At 34.6% G+C, this 24,991-nt stretch carries 23 protein-coding genes and 1 pseudogene; 10 read left to right on the top strand and 14 right to left on the bottom strand.

Annotated elements, in window-relative coordinates; genetic code table 11:
- Nucleotides 1–17 precede the first annotated feature (17 nt).
- From CLU83_RS05490 to CLU83_RS05470, 5 genes are all read left to right on the top strand, one after another.
- Entirely contained in the window at nucleotides 18–1,556 is a 1,539-nt protein-coding gene (locus tag CLU83_RS05490) for a DEAD/DEAH box helicase (protein WP_100430681.1), read from the top strand.
- A gap of 223 nt (nucleotides 1,557–1,779) precedes the next feature.
- Complete coding sequence (locus CLU83_RS05485; protein WP_100430680.1) at nucleotides 1,780–3,114, top strand: DEAD/DEAH box helicase; 1,335 nt, start codon at nucleotides 1,780–1,782, stop codon at nucleotides 3,112–3,114.
- Nucleotides 3,115–3,259: 145 nt separating this feature from the next.
- Nucleotides 3,260–4,531, top strand: a complete 1,272-nt coding sequence (locus CLU83_RS05480) for an NAD(P)/FAD-dependent oxidoreductase (RefSeq protein ID WP_100430679.1) — start codon at nucleotides 3,260–3,262, stop codon at nucleotides 4,529–4,531.
- A gap of 159 nt (nucleotides 4,532–4,690) precedes the next feature.
- Nucleotides 4,691–5,725: a hypothetical protein gene (locus tag CLU83_RS05475; protein ID WP_100430678.1), complete on the top strand. Its 1,035-nt coding sequence runs from the start codon at nucleotides 4,691–4,693 to the stop codon at nucleotides 5,723–5,725.
- 237 nt (nucleotides 5,726–5,962) lie between these two features.
- Nucleotides 5,963–6,346: a hypothetical protein gene (locus CLU83_RS05470; protein WP_100430677.1), complete on the top strand. Its 384-nt coding sequence runs from the start codon at nucleotides 5,963–5,965 to the stop codon at nucleotides 6,344–6,346.
- Nucleotides 6,347–6,556: 210 nt separating this feature from the next.
- On the opposite strand, the gene CLU83_RS05465 is transcribed toward CLU83_RS05470, so the two are convergent.
- The 3 genes and pseudogenes from CLU83_RS05465 to CLU83_RS05455 all read right to left on the bottom strand — a co-directional run bounded on the left by CLU83_RS05465 (nucleotide 6,557) and on the right by CLU83_RS05455 (nucleotide 9,601).
- Complete coding sequence (locus CLU83_RS05465; RefSeq protein WP_100430676.1) at nucleotides 6,557–7,861, bottom strand: rhamnogalacturonan acetylesterase; 1,305 nt, start codon at nucleotides 7,859–7,861, stop codon at nucleotides 6,557–6,559.
- Nucleotides 7,862–8,127: 266 nt separating this feature from the next.
- A pseudogene (locus CLU83_RS05460) lies at nucleotides 8,128–8,784 on the bottom strand (MFS transporter); the annotation flags it as partial.
- Nucleotides 8,785–9,094: 310 nt separating this feature from the next.
- The gene (locus CLU83_RS05455; protein ID WP_100430674.1) at nucleotides 9,095–9,601 is read right to left on the bottom strand and encodes a DUF2911 domain-containing protein; all 507 of its coding nucleotides are present in this window, start codon (nucleotides 9,599–9,601) and stop codon (nucleotides 9,095–9,097) included.
- A 174-nt stretch (nucleotides 9,602–9,775) separates the two neighbouring features.
- Between CLU83_RS05455 and CLU83_RS05450 the strand changes: the two genes are divergently transcribed.
- A complete protein-coding gene (locus tag CLU83_RS05450) occupies nucleotides 9,776–11,689 on the top strand; it encodes a DUF294 nucleotidyltransferase-like domain-containing protein (protein ID WP_100430673.1) in 1,914 nt (637 codons plus the stop codon).
- A complete protein-coding gene (locus tag CLU83_RS05445) occupies nucleotides 11,689–12,288 on the top strand; it encodes an exonuclease domain-containing protein (RefSeq protein WP_369828752.1) in 600 nt (199 codons plus the stop codon). Before CLU83_RS05450 ends, CLU83_RS05445 begins: the two co-directional genes overlap by 1 nt.
- Before the next feature lie 3 nt (nucleotides 12,289–12,291).
- On the opposite strand, the gene CLU83_RS05440 is transcribed toward CLU83_RS05445, so the two are convergent.
- The 7 genes from CLU83_RS05440 to CLU83_RS05410 all read right to left on the bottom strand — a co-directional run bounded on the left by CLU83_RS05440 (nucleotide 12,292) and on the right by CLU83_RS05410 (nucleotide 17,933).
- Nucleotides 12,292–12,801, bottom strand: a complete 510-nt coding sequence (locus tag CLU83_RS05440) for a 4'-phosphopantetheinyl transferase superfamily protein (RefSeq protein ID WP_232726990.1) — start codon at nucleotides 12,799–12,801, stop codon at nucleotides 12,292–12,294.
- A 135-nt stretch (nucleotides 12,802–12,936) separates the two neighbouring features.
- Nucleotides 12,937–13,191, bottom strand: coding sequence for an acyl carrier protein (locus CLU83_RS05435; RefSeq protein ID WP_100430672.1), 255 nt, complete (start codon nucleotides 13,189–13,191; stop codon nucleotides 12,937–12,939).
- A gap of 43 nt (nucleotides 13,192–13,234) precedes the next feature.
- Nucleotides 13,235–14,509 carry a beta-ketoacyl synthase gene (locus tag CLU83_RS05430; protein WP_100430671.1) on the bottom strand — a complete coding sequence of 425 codons (1,275 nt, stop codon included), beginning with the start codon at nucleotides 14,507–14,509 and terminating at the stop codon, nucleotides 13,235–13,237.
- Between the two features lie 13 nt (nucleotides 14,510–14,522).
- Complete coding sequence (locus CLU83_RS05425; RefSeq protein ID WP_100430670.1) at nucleotides 14,523–14,951, bottom strand: 3-hydroxyacyl-ACP dehydratase FabZ family protein; 429 nt, start codon at nucleotides 14,949–14,951, stop codon at nucleotides 14,523–14,525.
- Nucleotides 14,952–14,969: 18 nt separating this feature from the next.
- On the bottom strand, nucleotides 14,970–16,022 hold the full coding sequence (locus CLU83_RS05420; protein WP_100430669.1) for a type III polyketide synthase: 1,053 nt from the start codon (nucleotides 16,020–16,022) through the stop codon (nucleotides 14,970–14,972).
- A gap of 49 nt (nucleotides 16,023–16,071) precedes the next feature.
- The gene (locus CLU83_RS05415) at nucleotides 16,072–16,782 is read right to left on the bottom strand and encodes a methyltransferase domain-containing protein (protein ID WP_100430668.1); all 711 of its coding nucleotides are present in this window, start codon (nucleotides 16,780–16,782) and stop codon (nucleotides 16,072–16,074) included.
- 20 nt (nucleotides 16,783–16,802) lie between these two features.
- On the bottom strand, nucleotides 16,803–17,933 hold the full coding sequence (locus tag CLU83_RS05410) for an NAD(P)/FAD-dependent oxidoreductase (protein WP_100430667.1): 1,131 nt from the start codon (nucleotides 17,931–17,933) through the stop codon (nucleotides 16,803–16,805).
- A 177-nt stretch (nucleotides 17,934–18,110) separates the two neighbouring features.
- On the opposite strand from CLU83_RS05410, the gene dnaX reads away from it, so the two are divergent.
- From dnaX to CLU83_RS05395, 3 genes are all read left to right on the top strand, one after another.
- Nucleotides 18,111–19,196 carry a DNA polymerase III subunit gamma/tau gene (gene dnaX, locus CLU83_RS05405; protein ID WP_100430666.1) on the top strand — a complete coding sequence of 362 codons (1,086 nt, stop codon included), beginning with the start codon at nucleotides 18,111–18,113 and terminating at the stop codon, nucleotides 19,194–19,196.
- 371 nt (nucleotides 19,197–19,567) lie between these two features.
- Nucleotides 19,568–19,855 carry a DNA polymerase III gene (locus CLU83_RS05400; protein WP_232726989.1) on the top strand — a complete coding sequence of 96 codons (288 nt, stop codon included), beginning with the start codon at nucleotides 19,568–19,570 and terminating at the stop codon, nucleotides 19,853–19,855.
- 125 nt (nucleotides 19,856–19,980) lie between these two features.
- Nucleotides 19,981–20,538: a GPR1/FUN34/YaaH family transporter gene (locus CLU83_RS05395; protein WP_100430664.1), complete on the top strand. Its 558-nt coding sequence runs from the start codon at nucleotides 19,981–19,983 to the stop codon at nucleotides 20,536–20,538.
- A 255-nt stretch (nucleotides 20,539–20,793) separates the two neighbouring features.
- Here the strand turns inward: CLU83_RS05395 and CLU83_RS05390 are convergent, their stop codons facing one another.
- The 4 genes from CLU83_RS05390 to menA all read right to left on the bottom strand — a co-directional run bounded on the left by CLU83_RS05390 (nucleotide 20,794) and on the right by menA (nucleotide 24,948).
- Nucleotides 20,794–21,840 (bottom strand): o-succinylbenzoate synthase, encoded by a 1,047-nt coding sequence (locus tag CLU83_RS05390; protein WP_100430663.1) that lies wholly within the window; start codon nucleotides 21,838–21,840, stop codon nucleotides 20,794–20,796.
- A 52-nt stretch (nucleotides 21,841–21,892) separates the two neighbouring features.
- The gene (locus CLU83_RS05385; protein ID WP_100430662.1) at nucleotides 21,893–23,101 is read right to left on the bottom strand and encodes a M48 family metallopeptidase; all 1,209 of its coding nucleotides are present in this window, start codon (nucleotides 23,099–23,101) and stop codon (nucleotides 21,893–21,895) included.
- A gap of 142 nt (nucleotides 23,102–23,243) precedes the next feature.
- Complete coding sequence (locus tag CLU83_RS05380; RefSeq protein WP_100430661.1) at nucleotides 23,244–23,921, bottom strand: metal-dependent hydrolase; 678 nt, start codon at nucleotides 23,919–23,921, stop codon at nucleotides 23,244–23,246.
- A gap of 64 nt (nucleotides 23,922–23,985) precedes the next feature.
- Complete coding sequence (gene menA, locus CLU83_RS05375; RefSeq protein WP_100430660.1) at nucleotides 23,986–24,948, bottom strand: 1,4-dihydroxy-2-naphthoate octaprenyltransferase; 963 nt, start codon at nucleotides 24,946–24,948, stop codon at nucleotides 23,986–23,988.
- Nucleotides 24,949–24,991: the final 43 nt, after the last annotated feature.

The following is a 24,991-nucleotide window of genomic DNA, read 5'->3' as shown; positions in this document are numbered from 1 at the left end:
AAATCGAAAAACATACAATGCATCAAGAAAGTTTAGAAATTGAAATCGAAGCCAAAAAAGAACTTTACGCTTACCAGCAAGGAGACATTGACGCCATTTTTGAGCGTATAGATAATGCTCCGGCACAACATCATTTATTATACCAATTGCCTACTGGTGGAGGAAAAACTGTTATTTTTTCTGAAATCGTACGCCGTTATTTGTCCCAGCACAACAAAAAAGTGGTGGTGCTTACACACCGTATCGAGTTGTGTAAACAAACTTCAAAAATGTTAAAAGGTTTTGACGTAAAAAACAAAATCATCAACAGTAAAGTAAAAGAACTTCCGGACCAAAATGATTATTCTTGTTTTGTTGCAATGGTCGAAACTTTGAAAAATCGTATCAATGACGAAAAATTACATTTAGATAATATAGGTCTGGTAATTATCGATGAGGCGCATTACAATTCCTTTAGAAAATTATTAAAATCGTTCAAAAATGCATTCATCCTTGGAGTTACAGCTACTCCTTTGAGTTCGAATATAAAACTGCCAATGCACCAAAGCTATGATGAATTGATTGTGGGAGACACCATCAACTCCTTAATAGAAAATGGTTTCTTGGCAAAAGCAATTACTTATAGTTATGATGTTGGTTTAACATCGTTAAAAGTAGGTATCAATGGCGATTACACCGTAAAATCTTCTGATGATTTATACACTAACATGGCCATGCAGGAAAAATTACTGCATGCCTATACCGAAAAATCTTTAGGCAAAAAAACCTTGATTTTCAACAACGGCATCAACACTTCTTTATATGTTTATGAAACGTTTAGAGAAGCAGGTTACGGTATTCGTCACCTTGATAACACCAGCAGTACCGAAGAACGAAAAGAGATTCTACATTGGTTTAAACATACACCCGATGCTATTCTTACTTCGGTAGGAATCCTTACAACCGGTTTTGATGAGCCAACTGTTGAAACCATTATTTTGAACAGAGCAACAAAATCGTTGACGCTTTATTTCCAAATGATAGGCCGTGGTTCTAGAAAATTGCCTAAAAAAGACGAATTTACCGTAATTGATTTAGGTAATAACGCCGCTCGTTTCGGTCTTTGGAGCGATCCCGTAAACTGGCAGCATATCTTTAAATCTCCTGAGTTTTACTTAGAAAATCTAAGAGACGACAGCGAAATCGAATTGCATTTCAAATACACAATGCCTCCGGAATTGCGTGCAAGATTCAGCAAAACTGCCGATGTAACTTTTGATGTAGATGAAGAGCACAAACTTGCTATAGCTCAGAACTTAAGATCCAAAGTAGTTTTAGATAAATCAATTGACCAGCACGCTGCTATGTGTGTGGATAATACCGAAGAACTGCAGGAAGCCAAAGCGCTTTCAAAAGAATTGGAAGCAGATATTGAATACCGTGTAAAACGTTTTTCAAAATGCCTTAGCCAATGCAGTAAAAACTACAGAGAATGGTTAATGGACGATTATAAACTAAAAATGACCTTATTAATTGGGAAAAAATATCGTGAGAAAATCATGAACGAAGCCGATTAATAATTTTGCATAACGCACATCTGTAGAGACGCATTGCAATGCGTCTCTACCATTACAATGCGTCTTTTTCATGACCAATAAAACAATATTTTTGGAGCTATTTCCCGCTATCCGTTACAATCTTTGTGGGCTGAACCCCAGCCCACAAAGGATTTCCACTGCTATCGGAGCTATGACAACATTCTGCTATTCAAAAGCATTTTACAATTAAAAACAAAAAAGCATGTCAACACAATTCTCAGATTTAGGAGTTTCAAAAGGAATACTAAAAGCGGTTACCGAAATGGGAATTGTAACCCCAACCGAGATTCAGCAAAAAACAATTCCGCTATTGTTATCAAGCAGTACCGATATTGTTGGACTTGCCAAAACAGGAACGGGAAAAACCGCTGCTTTTGGGTTGCCGTTACTGCAATTAATTGATACTAATATTTCAGCTGTGCAAGCAGTGATTCTAGTACCTACAAGAGAACTGGGGCAGCAGATTTTCAATAATTTGGAAAGCTTCGCTAAATATCTTCCTGAAGTTTCAATTGCAAGCGTTTGCGGAGGAATTCCAATAAAACCGCAGATTGAACAATTAAAAACACCAACGCATATTGTCGTGGCAACACCAGGCCGTTTAATCGATTTACTGCAGCGTAAAGCCATAAACCTAAAAGAAACTAAATTTCTAGTTCTCGATGAAGCCGACGAAATGGTTTCTATCCTTAAAGAAGCTTTGGACGAAATCATAACCGAATTACCCAAAACTTACAGAACCTTTTTATTTTCGGCAACCATGCCCGGAACCATTAAGCAGTTAATCCAGAATTACCTAAACAAAAATGTAGTGACGGTAAGCGCCAGCATGGAAACTGTCGGCAATCAAGGGATTGATCACAACTATATTGTGGTAGATCCTATAGAAAAACTAGATGTTTTAATGCATTTCCTGAATTCTAAAGATGGTGAGCGCGGTATTATATTTTGTAAAACCAAAGCCGCTGTCAATAAACTAGCCAAAAACCTGGCAATCAACAGATTTTCATCTGGAGCTTTGCACGGAAGTTTATCACAAGGAATCCGTGACCGAATCATGGAGCAGTTTCGTGAAGGACACATCAATATTTTGGTGGCAACCGATTTGGCTGCAAGGGGAATTGACGTAAAAGAAATCTCTTATGTAGTCAATTATCATTTGCCAGATGTGTATGAAGTTTATGTTCACCGTAGCGGAAGAACCGCTAGGGCAGGAGCCAAAGGATTATCTTTAACTGTTTTACAACCCGAAGAAGAAACTGAAATCGCTGATTTCGAAAGAGAATTGGGGATTCAGTTTTCCAAATACAAAAAGCCGTCTGTGGCGAGTATTGAAGAAAATAACACACTTTTATGGGCGAAGCAAATCTTCAAAACCAAACCCAATCACGACGTAGATGCCGAATTAAAGACAAAAATAAAAACCATTTTTCATCATCTGACCAAAGATGAATTGATTGAAAAATTGCTGGCTAATTATTTGCTGCAAAACAAAACTGAAATAGCAGAAAAGCCTGTTAAAAAATTCAAAAACTAAACTTTGCTCCTTATATATATTGTACTTTTATAAATAGTAAGTTATTAGTGAGTAGTAATTAGTGATTAGCTTTTAAAGCTTTATTTCATGCTGGCTAATAACTAGTCACTAATTACTAGTCACTAATAACTATAAAAAAGTCAATATGCAAATAGTAATAATAGGCGGAGGTTTCGCTGGAATTAATTTAGCCAAAGAACTAACGAATCAAAAAGGAATTGAAGTAACCCTTGTAGACAAAAACAATTATAATTTCTTTCCGCCGCTCATTTATCAGGTAGCCACAGGCTTTTTAGAACCTTCAAGCATCAGTTATCCTTTTCGAAAATTTTTTGCAGGCAAAAAGAATCTGCAGTTTCGTTTGGGCGAACTGCAAAAAGTAATTCCTGCCGAAAACAAAATCGTACTCAATAACGGCGAATTGCATTACGACCGCTTGGTTTTTGCAACGGGAGCCGAAACCAGTTATTTTGGGATGGAAAATGTCAAGGAAAATGCCATTCCGATGAAAACACTTAATGATGCCATCGAAATGCGCAATGCCTTATTGAAAAATCTGGAAAAAGCATCTATCTGCAAAGACATTCATGAACGCAGGAAGCATTTAACTATTGTGGTTGTTGGAGGAGGTCCAACAGGAGTGGAAGTTTCCGGAATGTTTGCCGAAATGCGAAAAAATATTTTGCTCAAAGAATATCCCGAATTACAAACTTCCGCCAGCAATATTTATTTGGTAGATGGAGGAGATGCCTTATTGTCGCCTATGAGCTTGGAGTCACAAGCTGATACCCTCCAAGCTGTGACACAGCTTGGAGTTGTTGTAAAACTAAATTCCCGAGTGGTGGATTATAAAGACGACACCGTTTTTCTAGGCGACGGCAAAACCATCCAAACCAAAAACTTAATTTGGGCGGCGGGAGTTTCAGCCAGAGAATTTGAAGGAATTCCTGCAGAAAGTTACGGTCGCGGCAAGCGAATGGCTACCGATGCTTTCAACAAAGTAAACGGAACCGAAAATATCTACGCCATTGGCGATACCAGCATCCAGCTCAACGATGTAGATTTCCCCGGAGGTCATCCCCAAGTGGCGCAAGTGGCCATCCAGCAAGGAGTGAATCTGGCAGAAAACTTCAAACTAATGGTTCAAGACAAACCATTAAAACCCTTTAAATACAATGACCGAGGTTCAATGGCAATCATTGGAAAAAACAAAGCCGTAGTCGATTTACCAAAACCAAAAATGCATTTCAACGGCTTTTTTGCTTGGATGATTTGGTTATTCGTACACTTAATGTCCTTGATAACCTACCGCAATAGAATCAATACTTTTTACCATTGGATGATTGCTTATTTCTCCAAAGACCAATCTTTGAGGATGATTATCAGGCCAGAGAAGAGAACGAAAGCCGATGCATAATAGTTTTTCATTCAGGCTATAATTGCTGATAAAAAACTATATATTTGAGAAATACAAAGCAAAACAAACCTTCTTATAATATCCAATTAGATTTTCTTTACGAAGGTTTGTTTTATTTAAATATTAACTAATTGGCAACAAGTCACAGAAACAGCTTAAATGGAAGACAATACCGAAATTATAAAATACTTTGCGTTATTGGAGGAACTTGAAACATCGAGTAAACTAATAATTTTAGGTTTAGGCGAATTACAAAATTTAAATGCCGTAAATGATTTCTACTTTTTACCATTTCAACTTTTATCTCAAGGTTTCGAAAGATTCATGAAATCTTATATTTGTATTGCTTACAAGAATATTCATGACAAATATCCCAACCATAATTACATAAAAAATCTCGGTCATAATTTAGAATCCTTGCTAAAAGAAATCTTAGAAAATTATTATGTGGATTTTCAAAGATCGCAATACAAAGCTGACATTAAATTTCTTAAAGAGAATGATGATTTAAAAGAGCTACTTTTTATAATCTCCGAATTTGGAAAAAAGTCACGATACTATAACTTTGATTTAATTACTGACAATAAAAATATTCCATTAAACACAAAAGAGTTATGGGAAAATTTTGAAAACAAATATTTATTTGAGGACGAAAAATTGTTGAATAAATTGATGGATTTAGAACAAAATCATGAAGTGTTTGACAAATTGAATTCAATTATAATTATTGCTTTTGAAAAATTCATTTCAGCCTTGTCAAGACAATTTATTTTTGACTGCTTAGGAGATAAAGCAAAAGGAATGGCAGTTTCTTCGTTCTATGATTTTGGAAGACTATATGAGAAGGATTTTGGCAATAAAGATTATAGACAAATTACAACTAGATTTAAACAAACTCCGAAAAAAATTCATAAGAGAACATTTATAGATGATTTCAATAGAAAATATAATTCTAAATTTAAATCGTTAAAAATTCACAAATCAGATTTTACTGGAGAATGGCCATTTTACGTTGATGAAGTAATTGTTGAATGTAGAGAAAAACATTGGTGCATTGTTACAATAGAAGGATTTGATTATGCTCTTAACGGATCGGCTAAAGGAAGATATAAATTAGAAAATCCACATGATGCTGGAATGGCAATTATTGGAAAATCAACAGGAGATTTTATCAAAATAGCTTTGGAATTATGATTCAACTGGTGCTCGTCGCGTTTGCAACGCTGGTTACTATAAGAAGAATTGAAAAATAAATAAAACATCAATTTATTTACAGACTATAGATTGTATGGCATTTTATTCATTCTGTTAATTGGATTATATACTACAATAGCAGAATTAACAAAGCGATTGTAAGACTACTGCGAGCGTCCCGCTCATACATCCGCTGTAGCAACAGAAAATTAGATATAATTAAAACCATAATTCACAATGATAAAATACTTACTATGCTGGTTTCCTATGCTTCTGCTTGCAATTTTAAATGGAGCTACTAGAGATTTGTGGTATAAAAAATACATAAGTGAATTAGCTGCGCACCAAATTTCAACATTTTCCTTAATTATTCTCATTGGAATTTATAGTTGTTTAGTCGTAAAATGGTTTCCTCCAAATACGGCAAAGCTAGCATTAATAATAGGAATTGTTTGGTCAGTCTTAACTTTAGCTTTTGAGTTTAGTTTTGGAATTATGCGTGGAATTTCTTGGAAACAATTGTTACATGCTTATAATTTTACTGAAGGCCAAATTTGGATTCTTATACCGATTTGGTTGGCAATAGCGCCTTACATAGCTTTCAAAGTTATTTCAAAATAATTTTGAGGAACAACCACCCGATAGCGCGAATTTGCACACGAGCGAAAGCGAACTGACGAAGTAATCCATGCCCGCAATCATAAGACGAACGTTTTGTATCTCATAAAAGTTATTAATGCCACAAAAAAAAAGCTACTTGTAATAGTAGCTTTTTTTTTTAAAATATAAGATAATTTTGAGGCATTGCAATATGCTTAGAAATCTAAGTTTTTATTCCCCGTCGGGTTTGGCCGCTTCAATTCGGGCGCTCATCGGCATAGTCCAATCACTTGGTTTGCTTGGGCTTTTAAAAATATAATAAGGAACTCCAGGTTTTATATTTTTAAAAAGATCCAAACCTGTATTTTTAACATTCTGTACTATGCATCTGGCCACTTCATTGGCGCCAAAATTATTAAAGTGGGTATTATCAGCCAAAGCGCCTATTTGTCCGGGGAAGGTGTTGTCTGGATAATAAACGAATGCTTTTTTTGAAAGTTCATTACCCCAGCTTTGATACAAAGAAGTTGTCATTTTAGTAAGATCTATCAAAGGAACCTGCATCTCTTGAGCCACTTTTCGCATTGCATCTGGAAACTCGCCGTGAGTAGGCTTTAAAGTCCCATTAGGATTAAAATAACGTCTTTGTGTTGGAGTTATCAATATTGGAGAACCTCCTTTATTTCTGGTTTTGGTAATCAAATCCTTCAGTAATGCGGTATATACTCCCGAAGCTGCTTTTCCTTCTCCTGTTGCTTTTTCGTCATTGTGGCCAAACTCAATAAAAAGATAATCACCTGGTTCCATCAAGTATAAAATTTTATCTAATCGATATCCAGATGTAAAAGAACGGAGCGTCAAACCTGAACAAGCATAATTGGCCATCACTACATCTGTCGTCAAATAATTTGAAAAAAACTGTGGCCAAGATGCCCAGGGCTCCGAATCATGTTCCATAACGGTAGAATCTCCAGCCACATAAATCGTTTTAATTTTTGAAATAGGATAAATTTTGATGCTTTGAACAATTGATGTTCCCAAAAACTCCAAAGTTAATTTCTCATCCCAATTCAACCCCTTAAGTTCAGCAGGTTTAAGATTAATGGTATTGTTCACATCAAATTTCGCGGTTCTGACATTCACCACAAAACGTGCTGTTTTAGTTTCTTTTGCAGCAGTTTTAATTTCTCGCAGCATCAATCTTCTGGACTCGGTCTTTACAGTTGTAATTCCGCTGTTGCTGCCGCCCAAAACGACCTCCACACTATAATTCCCTTCTGGAAGCTTTATCGAAAAATAGAACGGACTCTTAGCTGATATTGATTTTTCATCAAATGTTACATTTTTATCGGATTGTAAATCAAATCCGTATCCAATAGCTTTAGTATACGCAACAGCTTTATTTATGACTGTACCAGATTTTTTATCAGCATTTGCACCAAAATTAAATTCTTTAATAGGTGCGTTGTCTTGGGCATTGACACAGAAAAAGTGGGTCATGCATAAAAATAAAAAGATGCTTTTAAAGTGTTTCATAATGTGTGTTTCTTAAAATTCTTCGATATAAACTGATTGCTAATGTACAATGATTGCTCTTATTTTTATAAAATTCGATACTCATTTTCTGGACTTCGTTGAAAAAAGTCTGCCGATAATACACAAGGGTTTGACAGGCAGGTAATTAAAAAATAAAAAAAACGACAGCGTGAATTTGCACACGAGCGAAAGCGAACTGACGAAGTAATCCATCCCCGTAAAGCGAATCAATACTATGCTCGTTCTGAAAAAATATTGATAAAATTTTAATGCCCCATCATAATTTCATCATCTCCATAATCATTCACAACAGTTTCCTTTATTTTTCTTTTACCAATATTTAAAATAATAAAAGTAATAATCGTGGTGCAAGTCATAATAGCAACCATTGGAACCATTGAATTTTTAACAAAAACACCAACGGCAAATGAAGCCAAAGCTCCCATTCCCAACTGGAAAGCCCCCATTAAAGCTGATGCGCTTCCTGTATTTCTTCTCAATAAAAGCGAATTCAATTGGCTCGAACCAATAAAACTCATAGACATAAAAGCAAAAATCCATCCGTAAACTGTGGCATCCACTTTTAAAATGTCCATGAATAAAATGGGAGAAGCAGCAACATAAGTAAACAATCCTGAGAATGCGATTGAACCTGTAAAAGCATAGGTGTAAAATTGCGGCACTTTGATAATCGATACAAAATTATTGATAATTGGCTTGGGCCTCAGAGAAATTGACAAATCCGGCTCATGAGTTTTTGGCAGACCAAATTGAGCAATAATCAGCACAAAAAGCCCCATGCACATTAATATCAAAAACACAATATGCCATCCCCAATAACTCGTCACATAGCCGCCAATTGTTGGTGCCAGCATTGGCGAAAGCCCAACAACCAGCATTAATTTAGACAAAACATTAGGTATTAGAATAAAGTGTATATCATTACAAAACGAAAGTTCTATGACAGAAAGGAATAACAAAGAATTGAAAACTAAGAACTTAATGATTTTAAAGCGTATATAATATGAACTATAATTTATATTATGTAAAATAGAATTTTTAATAAACCTTAATCAATTAATAGATATTAAATCATTTAAATTCAATTTTATAAAATCAAACATAAAAAAACTGCACTAACCTCTCTTTAATACTTCTAAATAATCCAAAAAAAATCATCGCCAATGATTGACGATGATTTTAAAAATTGTTTGTTTTCTAAATTCTTTAAAATTAATTCACTTTGAAACCAACATTCCAATTATCCCAGCTTAAAACAACATCATCTGAATTAATTGTATAAACTAATTTTTCTACACTGGAACTACCAGTTTTAGGTTTAACTTTTACACGAAGCTGATCCTTTTTTTCATCATATTTGTAAGCTCCCCATTGTTTTGCTTCCTTGTTAAAAATAATTGTGCTTTCTTTTTCATTTGGAATTATAAAAAAAGAATACTTTCCAGCTGGCAGTTTTGATCCTTCAATAGTCAGATCTTTGTCGGTTTCAAATGTTGTTGCTTCATTTGCTCCAGCACGCCAAACAGCATCGAACGGAACTAATTCCCCCCATATTTTTCTGCCTCTTACAGACGGACTTCCATAATTAATGGTTATTGTAGCGCCCTTTATTTTACCGGTAACTGTTTCTGCCGGACTTTTCGGTTTCTCTTGCGCATTTGCAAATGATACTGCAAAAAAAGAAAATAAAACTAGTAATGTGTTTTTAAAATTTTTCATCGTTTTTTTAATTATTTAATACTAAAATTAAATATTTACATCTAACATATAACAATTAAACTGCTATTTATGAAAAAATTAACTATAGCATCGATAAATCAAATTTAAAATTCATACCTTTCTTTTACTTCTATTTTTTACTATTTTTACAGATATTACTTTACAAAAAAAACTATGAATACAATTGCAGAGAATATTGCTGATTTTTTAAAGGAATATCCGCCTTTTGACAACTTGACTTTTCAGGAATTGTCAGCTATTGCTACAAATATTAGAGTTTTAAATTTAGAAAAAAACGAAACTTTATTTCAAGTAAACGATAAACTTCACGATTGTTTCTATGTTGTTGCTTCTGGAACGATAAATTTATCAGTAATCGCAGATGCTGAAGAAACACTTTTAAATAAATGTCATGCTGGTGATGTTTTTGGCCTCAGACCATTTTTTGCCAAAAATAACTACATGATGACAGCTAAATCTCGTGAAGAATCAATCGTATATGCTATTCCTATTGCGGCATTCAGACCATTTGTTGCCAATAATCCAGATGTGCTGAACTTTCTTTTGGAAAGTTTTGCCACAAATACCTGGCACCCAAAAGAAAAAGAAAACTTAAGAGAAAAACTGGCTAATGATGTATTCTATATAGATCAAAAGTCGGAAATGCAGTATTTCCAATCTTTAACCTATAACAGATCACCGCTTACAGTTACCATTAATGATGCGGTTAAGGATGTTGCGCTCTTAATGACCGAAAATTTATCAACTTGTGCTGTCATTTGTGATAACAAATTGCCTATTGGAATTGTAACCCATACCGATATGTGTTCCAAAATTGCTACAGGAATATTTCCATTAACTGTTACCGTGAAAGCTATCATGTCTTCTCCTGTAGTAACTGTAGTTGAGAATATCTCACTAGCTGAAGCACAGCTTGTTATGCTAAAAAATAATGTGACCCATTTATGCGTTACTGTAGACGGAACAGACAAATCAGTTGTTAAAGGAATGATTTCAGAACACGATCTGATTATAGCACAAGCCAATAATCCTGGTGTTTTAATTAAAGAAATCAAAAGAGCTTCGAATGGTAAAGATCTAAAAAATCTTAGAGAGCGATTAACTGAATTGATTCAGAATTCAATTCATAAAAATATTCCGCTTTCCAACATAAACAATATTACAAGCGAGATAAATCTTGCTATTTTAAAGCGGGCAGTCGAATTGTCGATTTTAGAATTAGGTTCTCCTCCTGCCCGTTTTGTGTGGTTAAGCATAGGGAGTCAAGGAAGAAAAGAACAGTTACTGCTTACTGATCAAGACAGCATTTTGATCTTTGAAGATGTTGCTCCGGACAAATACAGGGACATAAGAGATTACTTTTTGAAATTAGGTAAAAAGACCACTGCAACACTCGAAAAAGTTGGTTATGAATTATGTCCAAACGGCCACATGGCAAGCAATATGCTTTGGTGTAAATCACTAACAGACTGGACTAAACAATATGACAGCTGGATGAATACTCCAGGTGAAAACAGTAATGATCTTAGCAGTATTTTCTTTGATCAGGAACTTGTATTTGGCGAGAAAAAAATATTCGAAGCGATAGAAAATGTCATTCTAAAAGATTTAGAACACAATACTTTATTTTTTGATTTCCTCGGAAATGATGCTTTGAGGAAAAATTCACCTCTTACATTTTTTAAGAAATTTGCAGTAGAAGAAGATGAACCAAATAAAGATAAATTTGACATAAAAACCAGAGCTTTAATGCCGCTTATTGATGGAGCAAGATTGTTTGCACTGCATTTTAAAATAAAAGGATTAAACAACACCTACTTACGTTTTAAACAGTTAGCAATTATTGATTCCAAAAATTCAGATATTTACCTAAATTGTGCCGAAGCATTTTTAACCTTATCAAAATTTAGAGTAAATGAAGGCTTAAAAAATGAAAACTCTGGACAATATATCAATCTAAGTGAATTAACTAAACTGGACAAAGAAAAATTAAAGAATGCCTTAGCCCCAATGAAAGAACTCGAAGAATTAATTAAAAGTAATTTCAAACTAACGCAATTTTCATAATGATGCTCGATTGGCTAAAAAATATAAATAAAGAATACCCAGAATTTTGGAAAACTTATCTTTCTAAGTTTGATCAAAAACCCAAGCGGTATGTTGTATTTACAACAGAAACTTCTGGTTTGAATCCTGAAAAAGATGTTGTCTTATCCATTGGTTCATTTGCCATAGTTAACAATAGAATTTATATTGGTGATAATTTTGAAGCTGTTCTTCTGCAGTACAAATATTTTCATGACAATGGGCTTTCAAATGAATTTATTCTGGAAAGCAAAATGAAAAAATTAAGTGAGCCAGAAGCAATACAGGCATTTATAGACTATATTGGAAATGCTGTTTTAATAGGTCATCATGTCGATTTTGATGTTGACATGATTAATAGCGCTTTAGCAAGATCCGGCTGTGGCCGATTAAAAAATGAAGCCTTAGACATTGATGTCATGTATAGAAAATTAGTAGATATCAATGATAAGCAGTTTTCACTCAACGAACTGTCCGACATTTTCAAACTGCCTAAAAACCACCGTAATTCTCCTTCTGAAGACGCTTATACGATTGCCTTATTATTTTTAAAACTAAAAAAAAGATTAGAAATTACTTAATTTCTATAGCGAAATTATCTTTTGGAAACGCCCATGATGGGTTTTTGATACTGGTTGAATTGAATTAGTGAAAGCATCCAGAATATAGGGTATTCCATTATCCTTTTTTATATCTTCTGCTGTTTCCAGAGGTTTTATTTTATCAAAAAAATCCGTATCAGAAACTGCAACAGAATAAATATAATCATGTGTTATTTCTGTTTGGGTATAAAAAACAAAATCTTCAATAACAACCTTACCCAAATTCTGATTATCGTAAGAACACTGTAATAACCACGGAAAATAACCTCTAATTCCCGTATGACGATTATAAATTTTATAAGCCGCTTCTTTTCTGCTCCATAAATTCCAAACCACCAGCTCAGGATTGGGATCACCATGAATCATTGCTTGCTCTTCCAAAGAAAATATTTTTTCCAGAAAACCCTTTCTTTTCCAATTACTCTCTTTTCGAGCCAAGTCTAGGTCAATTATATCATTCCCAATCATACTTTGCTTATTTTTTAGGAACATTAACATCAAGTTTTTTTAATAGCATAAAATCCTGCTCCCCACTTTATTTTTGCTCTTAAAAAAAGCAAAGGTAATTGCGAGAACAATTTTGAACACACCTTACGTCATATTCAGCTTGAAATTTTGAAATCAAACTCAGCTTTTCATTAATTCTGCCTCAATAATACCAATGGCTTCTTTTACATTAACCATTTGTTTCATCGATTCGTTATCAATCATGATATCAAATTTCTCCTCTATATCCAATATAACATCAACCAAATTAGCCGAATTTATTTTCAGATCATTTATAAAATCCGTTTCTTCAGACAGAGAATCTAAAGCTTCCTGATCTTGAACATACGGTTTTACAATATGTTTTAACTGTTCTAATGTTTCTTCTCTATCCATAAAGTTATCCTTTTTATCACGTTAACTATTTAATATTAAACTACTAAGATATTATTTTTTTAAAAACAACACATCCATTTACATCTCCAAAACCAAAACTGGCCTTTAAAATAATATTTAAATCGGTTTCAATCAATTTTAAAGGAATTCTTGAAGAATCAATAATTGTTTCAATTTCGGGATGCAGATCTTCACAATTCCGATTTGGAAAAACAAATCCTTGATACAGTTGTAAAACAGCAGCAACGCTTTCAATACTTCCAGCCCCTGATAAACAGTGTCCTACAGTCGATTTCAACGAATTTATATAAGGAAAATCAATTCCCTCTCGATTTAAAGCTATGCTCCAATTTAAAATTTCCAAACCATCCTTCGTAGTTGCCGTAAGATGACCATTAACCGCATCAACATCCTGACCCATAATTCCTGCATTTGACATTGCATTTTGAATACATCTTTGGACAGCTGTAGGGTTTGGAGCTGTTAATGTTCCTAATCCTCTTTGTCCTCCAGAATTTAAGGCTCCACCTAAGACTTCTGCATATATTCTCGCTCCACGTGCTAAAGCCGTATCCAAGTCTTCCAAAACCAAAGCTCCGGCGCCACTGGCTGGAACAAATCCCGATGCACTCGCTGACATAGGTCTAGACCCTGTTTCTGGAGAATTGTTGTGTTTATAAGTGCACACCCGCATCGCATCAAATCCTCCCCAAATATAAGGTCCTGAATCACTTGTGCTTCCAGCCAAAATACGTTTAGCCTGTCCCGACTGTATGCGGTCATAAGCAGTAATAATACTTTCAGTTCCAGTCGTACAAGCCGAAGAATTTGAAGTCACCAAATTCCCCAATCCTAATTTCCCTCCTAAATAAGCACTAACGCCGCTATTCATTGTTTGAATCACAGAAGAGCTTCCTAAATTTCTAACTTTAAAATCATCAATTTTATAAATGCTCTCCCGAAATTTATCGATTCCGGAAGTTCCAGAACCAAAAATAGTGCCACTGTCCCAATCAGGTTCATCAAACCGCTCCATTGATAATCCGGCATCTTTCCAAGCATCAATTCCGGCAATAACACCATATAGAATACCCGAAGAATTAAAATTCTTAAGTTCCAGCTCTGTAAAATACTGCAATGCCAATTCAGTCGAAACATCTGGCATTCCGGCAATCTGACAAGAAAATTTCAATCTTTCCAATTCCTCAAAATGTCTTATTCCGGAAATTCCGTTCTTTACCGCATGCTGAAACGCGTCAAGTCCCACCCCATTTGGAGCAACTACACCTAAGCCGGTTATAACAACACGATTTTTCATTTTAATTATATTTTCAACCTATCATACCAGCAATTACTCCACTGCAAACTATTTCCCCTTTATCATTTTGCATACTGACTTTACATTTTAATTTTCCAAATCTAAAATAGATTTTTTCTGAAATTACGATTACTTTTTCGTTTGGAAAAACAGGTTTTAAAAATTCAATACTAACTGATGTTAAGACGATTACCGATATTGAACTTATTTTTTCATTTAATAAAAAAATTCCAAGACACACTAACCCAATCTGAGCCATAACCTCCGTCAGAATCACTCCGGGTGTAACTGGATTTTCTTTAAAATGACCTTTGTAAAAATCCAGATTCTCATCAAAAGTAAACTCACCTTCCACTCCGTCTTCATCAATCCTGATGATTTTATCAACAAACAAGAATGGTTTAGAATAAGGCAGTTTTGAAATTATATCCGTTTTTTCCATCTTTCGATTAAAATTATTCTAAAACCGCAGCAAAACTCTTTGAGCCGAAAATCCAGGTCCAAAACTCAGCATCAAGCCAATCGTTCCTTTTTCAGGTTTTTTATCCATAAACCGCTCCAAAACATACAATACGGTCGCGCTCGACATATTGCCGTAAAGTTTTAAAACCTCTTTGGTGTCATCAATATTTTTTTCATAACCTGTAAAAAGCTCTTCTACAATCTGCACAATTTTTTTCCCTCCGGGATGAAAAATTAAATAATCAATCGCTGCTATCTCCAAATTATTCTTTTTTAAAAAAGGATGAATGATATCTCCAAAATGAGAACTTATCGTCTCAGGAACCTCAATATCCAGAATCATCTGCAGTCCCGAATTGGTGAGCTTAAATCCCATCATCTGAATTTTATCATAAAAATGATACATTTCTTCCGCCAAAATCTCCGGCCCATCCTCCTCCTCTACCGACGAAAGCAAAACACAAGACGCTCCATCTCCAAAAATTGCCGCACTCACTATATTCGCCATTGAAAAATCATCCAATTGAAATGTAGCCGTCGGGCTTTCTACTGCAATAACCGCCGCTTTTTTACCCGGATTCGCCTTGAGAAAATTCTTGGCATATATAATGCCCGAAATCCCTGCTGCACAACCCATTTCAGTAACAGGAAGCCGTACTATATCCTGTCGCAGTTTCAAACTGTTAATCAAATAAGCATCCAAAGAAGGAATCATAATCCCAGTACAGCTCACAGTGATAATATAATCCAAATCTTCTGGCAGCCACTGTGCTTTTTTCAAAGCTTTATCCAAGACTTTTTCTCCCAAATCAATTACTTCCCTGATATAAATATCATTTTTCTCTTCAAACGAAGTATTTTCAAAAACCGAAATCGGATCCATTATCGAATACCGTTTATCGACTCCGGCTCCCTCAAAAATCTTCTTAACTTTCCGAATAAAACGCTCTTCCTGACCTCCTAACCAAATATCCAAAAAAGGAAGAATCTCCTCCGTAGTTCTTGAAAACTTCGGCAATTGCTTGGTAACACATTTTATTTTTACGCTCATTTATTTTTGTTTTGATAACTAGGTTAAAATTTAAAAATCTGAATCTATTTTATTTCTCAATTATCCATTGATACCGGAATGCCCATTTCCACTGAATATTATATTTTTCAAACTTTAAATTTTTTGAAAACGCAACCAATTCATATTTTTTAAACCCTCTTAAAATAGATGTCAATCCATCTTTCCGAGATATTTCATTTAGACGAAACACAAAACAAATTACTTGAAACAAATGATATGCTATAGAACTTCGATGTAAATCATTGATAACAAAACCAAGTTTTGAATTCGCATAAAAAAAAGTTAGCAACTTATTAATTTCATCATTCTTAAAATGATGTAATGTTAAGGTACATAACAGTATGTCACATTTTATCTCATCAAAAGATTCATCGAAAATATCTTGGTATCTATAAGTGATATTAGAATATTTTCTTGATAAATCAATTGCATAATCTACAGTAAAACCATTAGCATCAACTCCGATCAATTCTAGATTTAAATTATTTCGAAAACCAAAATCAGCTAATTTCCGTAACATATCTCCATTACCGCAACCAACATCTACTATTTTAATCAGATTTGAATTAGGAACTTTTTTAAGCAGCTTCTCCACACCTTTTAAAGTCAATTTATTCCCTCCTAAAAACTGATTTATTTGTGCAATCTTATCCAGCGATGTTTTCAAAACATCTCCTTTTAAATCAAAATCATCCATTATCTCTGGATCATCAGTTCTATATCTGGTTTTTATAAACATCTAGTAGCTTTTATTAATCATTAACAAACATCTATTAACTGACCGTGAGTGCTCTTTATTATAATTGGCAATAACTTTGGGAATTTAATCATTATTTTCATCAAAAAAGCACTAGTCTTCTGTTTTTGTAATATAAACGCTAAAAAACGCCCCATTCTTAACCTTTTTTTAAAGTTAAGGTTCCATTCCCATAAATATCTCTTTTCCAATTGCTCTCTGGATTTTATTTCATTGTTATAAAATTTCGCTATCAATTCTGAAACAATTTTGGCGCTATGAATCGCCATAGCCATACCATTTCCGCACAAAGGATGAATTAAGCCAGCAGTATCTCCAATCATCAGAATATGATTTTCTAGAAGCGTTTTTTTATAAAATGACACTTGACTAATCGTTAACGGGGCTTCAAAAAGCATTTTACTAGAATCAAAAATCAATTTTAAATGGGGATTTCTGCTTACAATCTCATTTTGATACTCTTCTGTATTTTTATATTTTTTGAAAGAATCATAACCGGCCAGATAACATATATTTATTACATTGTTTTCCACTTTTGAAACCCCGCAGTATCCTCCACCAAAATTATGTAGACCCACTGTATCATTTGGAAATTCACCAGAATAATGGGCTTTAACAGCCAGCCAATGTGATTTTTTTTGAATAAATTCTCTTTTTAGTTTTTGATCGATATTGGATCGTTTTCCAAAAGCCCCAATGACAATTTCTGAAGTGAAAACCCCATTTTTTAAAGTCGAAATTGTATGAATCTCATTTTCATATACAATATCATCTACACTATCCTGGATGATTTCACAGCCATTTTGAATTGCTTTTTTATAAAGAAAAACATCCAAAGCATAACGGCTGACGCCAAATCCGCCAAGTGGCAAATCACAATGAATTATTCTACCATCAGCAGTTGAGAAATCCAGTTTTGAAATTTGAGTGGGATTTAATTCGGATATATTTACAGAAAGCCAATTTAAGTAAGGCAAAATTTCGTTGGAAATATACTCTCCGCAGACTTTATGCTTTGGATATTCGTTCTTTTCAAATAAAATAACTTTTAATCCTATTTTAGACAAATGTATTGCAGCTGTAAGTCCAGCCAGCCCACCTCCAACAATTGCAATTCTTTTGGAAACATTCATATAAAAACCGATTTATAAAGTCTGGAAATAAAAGATGTGTGAAAATACACAAATGTTATCACAAAAAAAACGAATTACCTTATCTTTTATTAAAAATCAATAACTGAAAAAATTAAAATTTTGGAACTTGCTTTTTGATTTTTCAAGTCCTATATTTGCTTTCGAATAAAGAAAATCATGGAACAATTTGTAGTATCGGCCCGTAAATATCGTCCGCAGACATTTAAAGATGTTGTGGGGCAAAAGGCGATTACCAATACTTTACTTAATGCCATAGAAAGCAATCACTTAGCTTCGGCGCTTTTATTCACGGGACCTCGTGGTGTTGGAAAAACAACATGTGCCCGTATTTTGGCTCGAAAAATAAATCAGCCAGGCTATGATGATCCCAATGAAGATTTTGCTTTTAATGTATTCGAACTCGATGCAGCTTCGAACAATTCAGTTGATGATATTCGGAATTTAATTGATCAAGTTCGTATTCCTCCACAAACCGGACAATACAAAGTATATATCATTGACGAGGTACACATGCTGTCTTCTGCGGCTTTTAATGCTTTTTTGAAAACATTGGAAGAACCGCCAAAACATGCCATTTTCATATTGGCAACAACAGAAAAACACAAAATTATACCAACTATATTATCGCGTTGCCAAATATTTGATTTCAAAAGAATTACCGTAAAAGACGCCAAAGAACATCTTGCTGATGTAGCTACTAGCCAAGGCGTTGCTTTTGAAGACGATGCGCTTCACATTATTGCTCAAAAAGCTGATGGTGCCATGCGTGATGCTCTGTCAATTTTTGACAGAGTGGTTTCTTTTTGTGGAAACAACTTAACACGTCAAGCTGTTACCGAAAATTTAAACGTTTTAGATTACGAAACCTATATAAATGTTACTGATTTAATTCTTGAAAATAAAATTCCGGACTTATTAATTGCTTTCAATGACATTCTAGCCAAAGGTTTTGATGCTCATCATTTTGTTTCTGGATTAGCCAGTCACTTTAGAGATTTATTGGTAAGCAAAACACCTTCTACCCTTGTTTTGTTGGAAGTTGGCGAGCAAGCTCAAAAATTATACGGAATTCAAGCTCAAAAATGCAGTCAGGACTTTCTGCTGAAAGGAATTGACATTGCTAATGATTGCGATTTGAAATACAAAGCCAGTCAAAATCAGCGATTGCTTGTCGAACTTTGCTTGATGCAGCTAGCCTCTATCACTTATGATGGAGAAAAAAAAAAGTTGAGCAATTTATAATTCCGCCCACTTACTTTAAAAAAACTGCAGATTATTCAATAGCAGAAATTTCAAAGGATAAAAATCAAATTCCAGTTGCTCCAGAAGGTGCAAAAATAGTTTCAAATACTGAAATTGCAAATCAAGTTGAAATCATTGCCGAAAAACCGCAAATTCAACCCCCTGTAACTTCAGCAACACCAAGTAACGAAGCGAAATTTTCAGCTTTATCGCTTTCCAGTATTCGAGCAAAAAAAGCTTTAGAAGAAAACCTAAAGGGATTTGTAAAAGAAGACAATACCATACTTCCTACTGAATCATTTTCAGAGACAGAAATGCTTCTGCAATGGACAAAATATGCAGAGCGTCTTGGAAGTAAGGGATACAAAATAATGGAATCCTTATTGTTGATTAACGACCCGAAACTAAACGATACCAAAATTACTTTTGAACTGCCTAATGAAGGCTCCAAGTTAGATTTTGAAAAAGAAATGATTGGTCTTTTAGGACACTTGCGCGGTCATTTACACAATCACGACATAACTATCGAAGTAAATGTAAATGAAAGCATAGATATCAGAAGAAGCTTTACTGACCAAGACCGCTACAATCGCCTTTTGGAAATAAATCCAAATATTGAATTATTACGAACAACTTTTGGTTTGGATTTAGATGCCTAAAAAAATATTTGTATTTTTTACACAAATGAAAATTTAATACCATAAAATGCTATTTTTGTAGCGACTGATAACGAACTATAACGTTATATTAGACTTTTCTAACTATTAAAAAACTAAAAAAAAAAATGGAAAACAAATTAGCTAATCCTGCGCCTTTAGGCCTTTTGGGTTTCGGAATGACCACAATTTTACTAAACATTCACAACTTGGGATTTTTCCCAGTAAGTGCCGTAATTATTTCGATGGGAATTTTTTATGGCGGTCTAGCCCAAATAATCGCAGGAATACTATCTTTCAAAAACGGAAAAACATTTGCAGGAACTGCTTTCACATCTTACGGTTTCTTTTGGCTTACTTTGGTTGGCATTTGGCTTTTTCCAAATACTGGATTTGAAATGGCAGGAAAGACTCCAGCACCCTTTTTCGGATGTTATTTAATCCTTTGGGGGATTTTCACCGCTTTTATGTGGTGGGGAACTTGGGGAGGCAGCAAAGTGCAGCAATTTGTATTTTTGTCCTTAACTATTTTGTTTTTTGTTCTGGCTGTCGAAAAATTCACTGGCATCGAATCTTTAGCCCCAGTTGCGGGAGCAATTGGTGTAGTTTGCGGAAGCAGTGCTTTTTATCTAGCTGTAGCCGAACTTTTAGAAGAAGTAAAAAATGAAAGAGTATTGCCTTATTAGACAATTTTCTATTTTATAACATGCAAAAGGCTCAAAACTATAATTGTTTTGAGCCTTTTTATTTTAGATAAAATTCGATTAGCCTAATAACTGATACATTTTAATCTGGGTAAGTCCCTCCGTCTCGTCCCAAAAGACGAGACTACGGGTCGTGCTGTCCATTCCCGCTTTTTTTTGATAGGCAAAAAAAACTCTCAAAAAAAGAGCTCCACTTCCATCACTCTCGCAAAAAACTGCATATAACAATTTTCGTTTTTAATTAAAATCATTAATATCCAAAGCCCAATCCAGCTCATTGCTATACCATAATTGCCCTTGCGAAACCTGTAAAGGACAATCAAAATTATTAGTGTATAATGCTCCGGTTCCCAATCCCTGCGGCATCGGATTGTTAAATGTGAATGTCCATTGTGCGATTGCATTCAGTCCAATATTACTTTCTAAAGCAGAAGTGATCCACCACCCAATATTATGCTTTTCAGCCAAGGAAATCCACTCCTGAGTTCCACGAAATCCACCAACAAAACTAGGCTTCAAAATGATGTATTGTGGCTTGATTTTAAGCAATAATTTTTCTTTTTCAGCAACTGTAAAAACACCGATCAGCTCTTCGTCCAAAGCAATAGGAAAAGGAGTAGCTTTACACAACCCTGCCATACTGTCAGTATTGTTTTTTTGAATAGGTTGTTCAATGCTATGAAGTTTAAATTCAGATAATTGAATTAATTTATATAAAGCTTCATTTGAATCAAAAGCACCGTTTGCATCGACTCTTATTTCTACTTGTTCCAGAGTAAAATTTTGCCTGATAAAACGCAATAACTGCAGTTCTTCATCAAAATCTATGGCTCCAATTTTGAGTTTTATGCATCGGAATCCATCGGCTAATTTCTCCTCGATTTGCTGCTTCATAAAAGCCTCTTCGCCCATCCAAACCAACCCATTAATTGCAATCGATTTTGTACCATTCGTAAAACTAGATGGAAAGAGCAAAAAAGGAGTTTCACTTGCCAAAGACAGGAATGCCATTTCAACTCCAAACTGTATCGAAGGAAACTCTAATAATGCATCCCAAAGCTGCTCTTTACCTAGATGGATATTATCGCAAGTCCATTTTAATTTTTCCTCATAATCGGGGCGGTCGTCAATACTCAAACTTCTCAAAATCCCGCACTCGCCTATTCCTTTTTTACCGTCTTGTTCCAGAACGATAAACCAGGTTTCTTTTTCGGTCATTACACCTCGAGAAGTTCCAGATGGACGTTTGAAATTTAGAATGTATTTGTGGTAAGATGCGAACATGATTTAGATTTATCGATTATTGGACTTTTGAATTATGAGGTTTCAAGACTTTTCACCACTCTTTCATCAATTTCAACACTCTTTCAAAATCCTCATTCTGAATTCCGGCTTTTTGGAAATCCTTAAAATCCTGTTCGGCTTTTTGAACCCAGCTTAGACTGTCGGTTACGTTTTGATTTTGATACTTCTTGTAGATTTTTTTGGCTTCTTTGTAATTATCGTTCAGTAAATACGCGTGAGCCAAATTTAATTGTATCAAAAGCTCGGTATTATCGAGTTTTTCTCCTTCCTGCAGGTACTTTAAGCCTTTTCCATATTGCTTTGTTAAAAGATAACAGCTCCCGATCGCGTTATAATCTAGAATTGTAGCTTTGCTACTGTTGATTATTATAGCTAATTTCTCAATTGCAAGCCCATATTTGCCGTTTTTTATCAAAAGCGATGCTTCTTTACGCAAATCAGCAGAAATGGCAGGAGATGCATTTGTTTCGCTTAAACAAATATCACCAGCATCTTTAAAAACTTTGGAACGCTCCATTGGCAAAAGCTTTTGAAATTCCTGAAATTTGTATTTGGCTTGGATTCTATCCGATACGCAAACACAAAAATTATCCGAATTACTCATTTTTTGAGCAAGATTAGACGTTTTGCATTGGTCAATAATGGATTTTCTGTTATCTATACTCCATCCTCGGCTTAATTTTTTATCCACCCAAGGCACGACTTCCAATATGATTTTTTGGTTCATTATCCAGTTTTTGCTTTCAAAACCAAACCATAAAGACGTTACATCATTGCTCAAACAACTCGATTTATCGACCGAAAGTCGTTTTGCATCCTTGCTGACAGGCTCATCTTGAATCAGGCAGGATTCAAGAGTTTTACCTGAATCTTTATATTGTTCCGCTAAATCTTCTTTGGGGAAAATGGCATACGTGCATTTATCATCCCCTGATATTTTTGACAAAACAAAAACAGCGCCTGCAGAACCTTGACTAATTCCTGTAGGATCGGGAATTGATTTTAAAACAGAAACCAAACTGCTTGCCAATTGCTGATTTTCGTCCAAAAGAGTAATTCTATAAACGATTTCGGTGGTTCCAAGAGGCAAATCTTCAATTTTGATGACAATGCGGTCTCTAGCAAAAACCTTTATCTCTTTGGTGGTAGATCTCTCTTTGTCCCAATAGCCGTCTTGCTGCGAAAAAGTGTTGATGGTAAATTGAAGTGCAATAAATAATAGAAAATATTTTTTTTTCATTATGAAAATATTGGTCTTTCTTTAAAATAAAAGATATTAAGTAACGGAATGCCCTAGCCCTGATAGAAGCGGTATCCTTTATTAAAGCGATTTTTCTTCGCTTTAATAAAGATACAAGCGGATAGCAGGAAATAGCTCCTAATTATAATTCGATAAAACTTCCTATTTCAAGCAACATCAAATCTTTTCCTTTGTCGAAGAATTTCTTGATAGCTTCCTCGTGATTAATCTCGATGTATCCAAAGGTATCGTAATGACAACCTAGAATCTTATCACAGTCTACAAAATCAGATGCAATAATCGCATCGTCAACGTCCATTGTGAAATTATCGCCGATAGGTAAAATTGCCAAATCAAGCTTAGTTCGCATCGGAATGAGTTTCATATCCATTGTTAGTGCTGTATCGCCCGCAATGTATATGTTTTTATGTTCACCCTCAATTACAAAACCTCCTGGATTCCCACCATAGCTTCCGTCAGGAAAAGAACTCGAGTGAATGGCGTTTACGTATTTTAATTTTCCGAAATCAAAATCCCAGCTTCCTCCGTGATTCATAGGATGTGATTGAAACCCTTTTTGAGCGTAATAAGTTGCTATCTCATAATTGGAAATAATTACAGCATTGGTTCGTTTGGCAATGGCTTCCACATCAAGAATATGGTCTCCATGAGCGTGTGTCAACAGTATAAAATCGGCTTTCAGTGTATTGATGTCAATATGTGACGCATTTGGATTGGCCGAAATATAAGGATCCACCAGTATGTGATTGCCGCTTACTTCTATCCCCAAAGAGCTGTGGCCGTAGAATGTTATTTTCATTTTATTTTAGATTTAAAATTTAAAAAAGCATTGCCAATTATTGCCATTGATTTTTGAAATTACCTTATCTTCCCCCTAAGAAAACATTCACGATAATATCTGAAATCAATGAAATCATGCAAATTGATAACAAAACAGAAAGCAAAAAGGTGCTCAATGCTACTTTTTTCAATTCTGGATCAAGTAATTTTGGATCTTGATTTTTGGAAACTGTTATTAAATGCTTCGTTAGCGGAATGTATGCCAATAAAAATAAGTATTGATCGAAATGAAAACCGCTTAATATTGCAAAAACTAAAACAGAAATCATTGCTGTTACAATTAGGAAATAATGGTATTTTTTGGCCGCTTCAGCACCCATTTTCACCACGACAGTATTCTTTCCGGATTTAGCATCCGAAGCTTGATCACGCATATTGTTCAGATTCAGAACGCCAACACTCAATAATCCAATTGCGATAGCTGGCAAAATAAGCACCAAATCCAATTGTTTGGAGTATAAAAAATTCACTCCTAAAGTACTCACCAAACCGAAGAAAACAAAAACAAAAATATCTCCATAACCGCGATACCCATAGGCGGAACTCCCAACAGTATAGCGAATTGCAGAAGCAATAGCCAAAATCCCTAACACTAAATAAAATAAAGAATAAACAAGATTACTTTCTCCAAAAGCAACATAAATCAAAAATATTGCCGAAAACAATGTAAGCACTGATGTAATCACCAAAGCTTTTTTCATTGCTTGTGGCGTTATCACACCGCTTTGAATGGCACGTTTTGGCCCTACTCTATCTTCATTATCGGTTCCTTTAATGCCGTCTCCGTAATCATTTGCAAAATTTGAAAGCACCTGCAATCCCAAAGTAGTCAATATCGCAAAAGCAAATATTTCCCAATTGAAAACCTCAGATGGCGTGAGTACATTATCTGTAGGATTTACCTGAGCATACATACTGCCGACAATAATTCCAGAAACTGACAATGGTAATGTTCTTAATCTTGCTGCTTCAATCCAGTGTTTCATTTTTCTTGTTTAATTGTTTTAAGGATTTAAAAATGTTTAAAAA

The sequence above is a fragment of the Flavobacterium sp. 1 genome, from assembly GCF_002797935.1.
Taxonomy (GTDB): Bacteria; Bacteroidota; Bacteroidia; order Flavobacteriales; family Flavobacteriaceae; genus Flavobacterium.
This window is presented reverse-complemented; position numbering and strand designations above follow the sequence as displayed.

Excerpts from the sequence above, each read along its gene's own strand:
- CLU83_RS05390 (WP_100430663.1), bottom strand. The coding sequence starts at position 21,840 with ATGTTCGCATCTTACCACAAATACATTCTAAATTTCAAACGTCCATCT.
- CLU83_RS05430 (WP_100430671.1), bottom strand. The coding sequence starts at position 14,509 with ATGAAAAATCGTGTTGTTATAACCGGCTTAGGTGTAGTTGCTCCAAAT.
- CLU83_RS05490 (WP_100430681.1), top strand. The coding sequence starts at position 18 with ATGCATCAAGAAAGTTTAGAAATTGAAATCGAAGCCAAAAAAGAACTT.
- CLU83_RS05395 (WP_100430664.1), top strand. The coding sequence starts at position 19,981 with ATGGAAAACAAATTAGCTAATCCTGCGCCTTTAGGCCTTTTGGGTTTC.
- CLU83_RS05385 (WP_100430662.1), bottom strand. The coding sequence starts at position 23,101 with ATGAAAAAAAAATATTTTCTATTATTTATTGCACTTCAATTTACCATC.
- CLU83_RS05425 (WP_100430670.1), bottom strand. The coding sequence starts at position 14,951 with ATGGAAAAAACGGATATAATTTCAAAACTGCCTTATTCTAAACCATTC.
- CLU83_RS05455 (WP_100430674.1), bottom strand. The coding sequence starts at position 9,601 with ATGAAAAATTTTAAAAACACATTACTAGTTTTATTTTCTTTTTTTGCA.
- CLU83_RS05450 (WP_100430673.1), top strand. The coding sequence starts at position 9,776 with ATGAATACAATTGCAGAGAATATTGCTGATTTTTTAAAGGAATATCCG.
- CLU83_RS05415 (WP_100430668.1), bottom strand. The coding sequence starts at position 16,782 with ATGTTTATAAAAACCAGATATAGAACTGATGATCCAGAGATAATGGAT.
- menA (WP_100430660.1), bottom strand. The coding sequence starts at position 24,948 with ATGAAACACTGGATTGAAGCAGCAAGATTAAGAACATTACCATTGTCA.
- CLU83_RS05380 (WP_100430661.1), bottom strand. The coding sequence starts at position 23,921 with ATGAAAATAACATTCTACGGCCACAGCTCTTTGGGGATAGAAGTAAGC.
- dnaX (WP_100430666.1), top strand. The coding sequence starts at position 18,111 with ATGGAACAATTTGTAGTATCGGCCCGTAAATATCGTCCGCAGACATTT.
- CLU83_RS05400 (WP_232726989.1), top strand. The coding sequence starts at position 19,568 with ATGGAATCCTTATTGTTGATTAACGACCCGAAACTAAACGATACCAAA.
- CLU83_RS05480 (WP_100430679.1), top strand. The coding sequence starts at position 3,260 with ATGCAAATAGTAATAATAGGCGGAGGTTTCGCTGGAATTAATTTAGCC.
- CLU83_RS05420 (WP_100430669.1), bottom strand. The coding sequence starts at position 16,022 with ATGAGCGTAAAAATAAAATGTGTTACCAAGCAATTGCCGAAGTTTTCA.
- CLU83_RS05445 (WP_369828752.1), top strand. The coding sequence starts at position 11,689 with ATGATGCTCGATTGGCTAAAAAATATAAATAAAGAATACCCAGAATTT.
- CLU83_RS05465 (WP_100430676.1), bottom strand. The coding sequence starts at position 7,861 with ATGAAACACTTTAAAAGCATCTTTTTATTTTTATGCATGACCCACTTT.
- CLU83_RS05475 (WP_100430678.1), top strand. The coding sequence starts at position 4,691 with ATGGAAGACAATACCGAAATTATAAAATACTTTGCGTTATTGGAGGAA.
- CLU83_RS05435 (WP_100430672.1), bottom strand. The coding sequence starts at position 13,191 with ATGGATAGAGAAGAAACATTAGAACAGTTAAAACATATTGTAAAACCG.
- CLU83_RS05485 (WP_100430680.1), top strand. The coding sequence starts at position 1,780 with ATGTCAACACAATTCTCAGATTTAGGAGTTTCAAAAGGAATACTAAAA.
- CLU83_RS05410 (WP_100430667.1), bottom strand. The coding sequence starts at position 17,933 with ATGAATGTTTCCAAAAGAATTGCAATTGTTGGAGGTGGGCTGGCTGGA.
- CLU83_RS05440 (WP_232726990.1), bottom strand. The coding sequence starts at position 12,801 with ATGTTCCTAAAAAATAAGCAAAGTATGATTGGGAATGATATAATTGAC.
- CLU83_RS05470 (WP_100430677.1), top strand. The coding sequence starts at position 5,963 with ATGATAAAATACTTACTATGCTGGTTTCCTATGCTTCTGCTTGCAATT.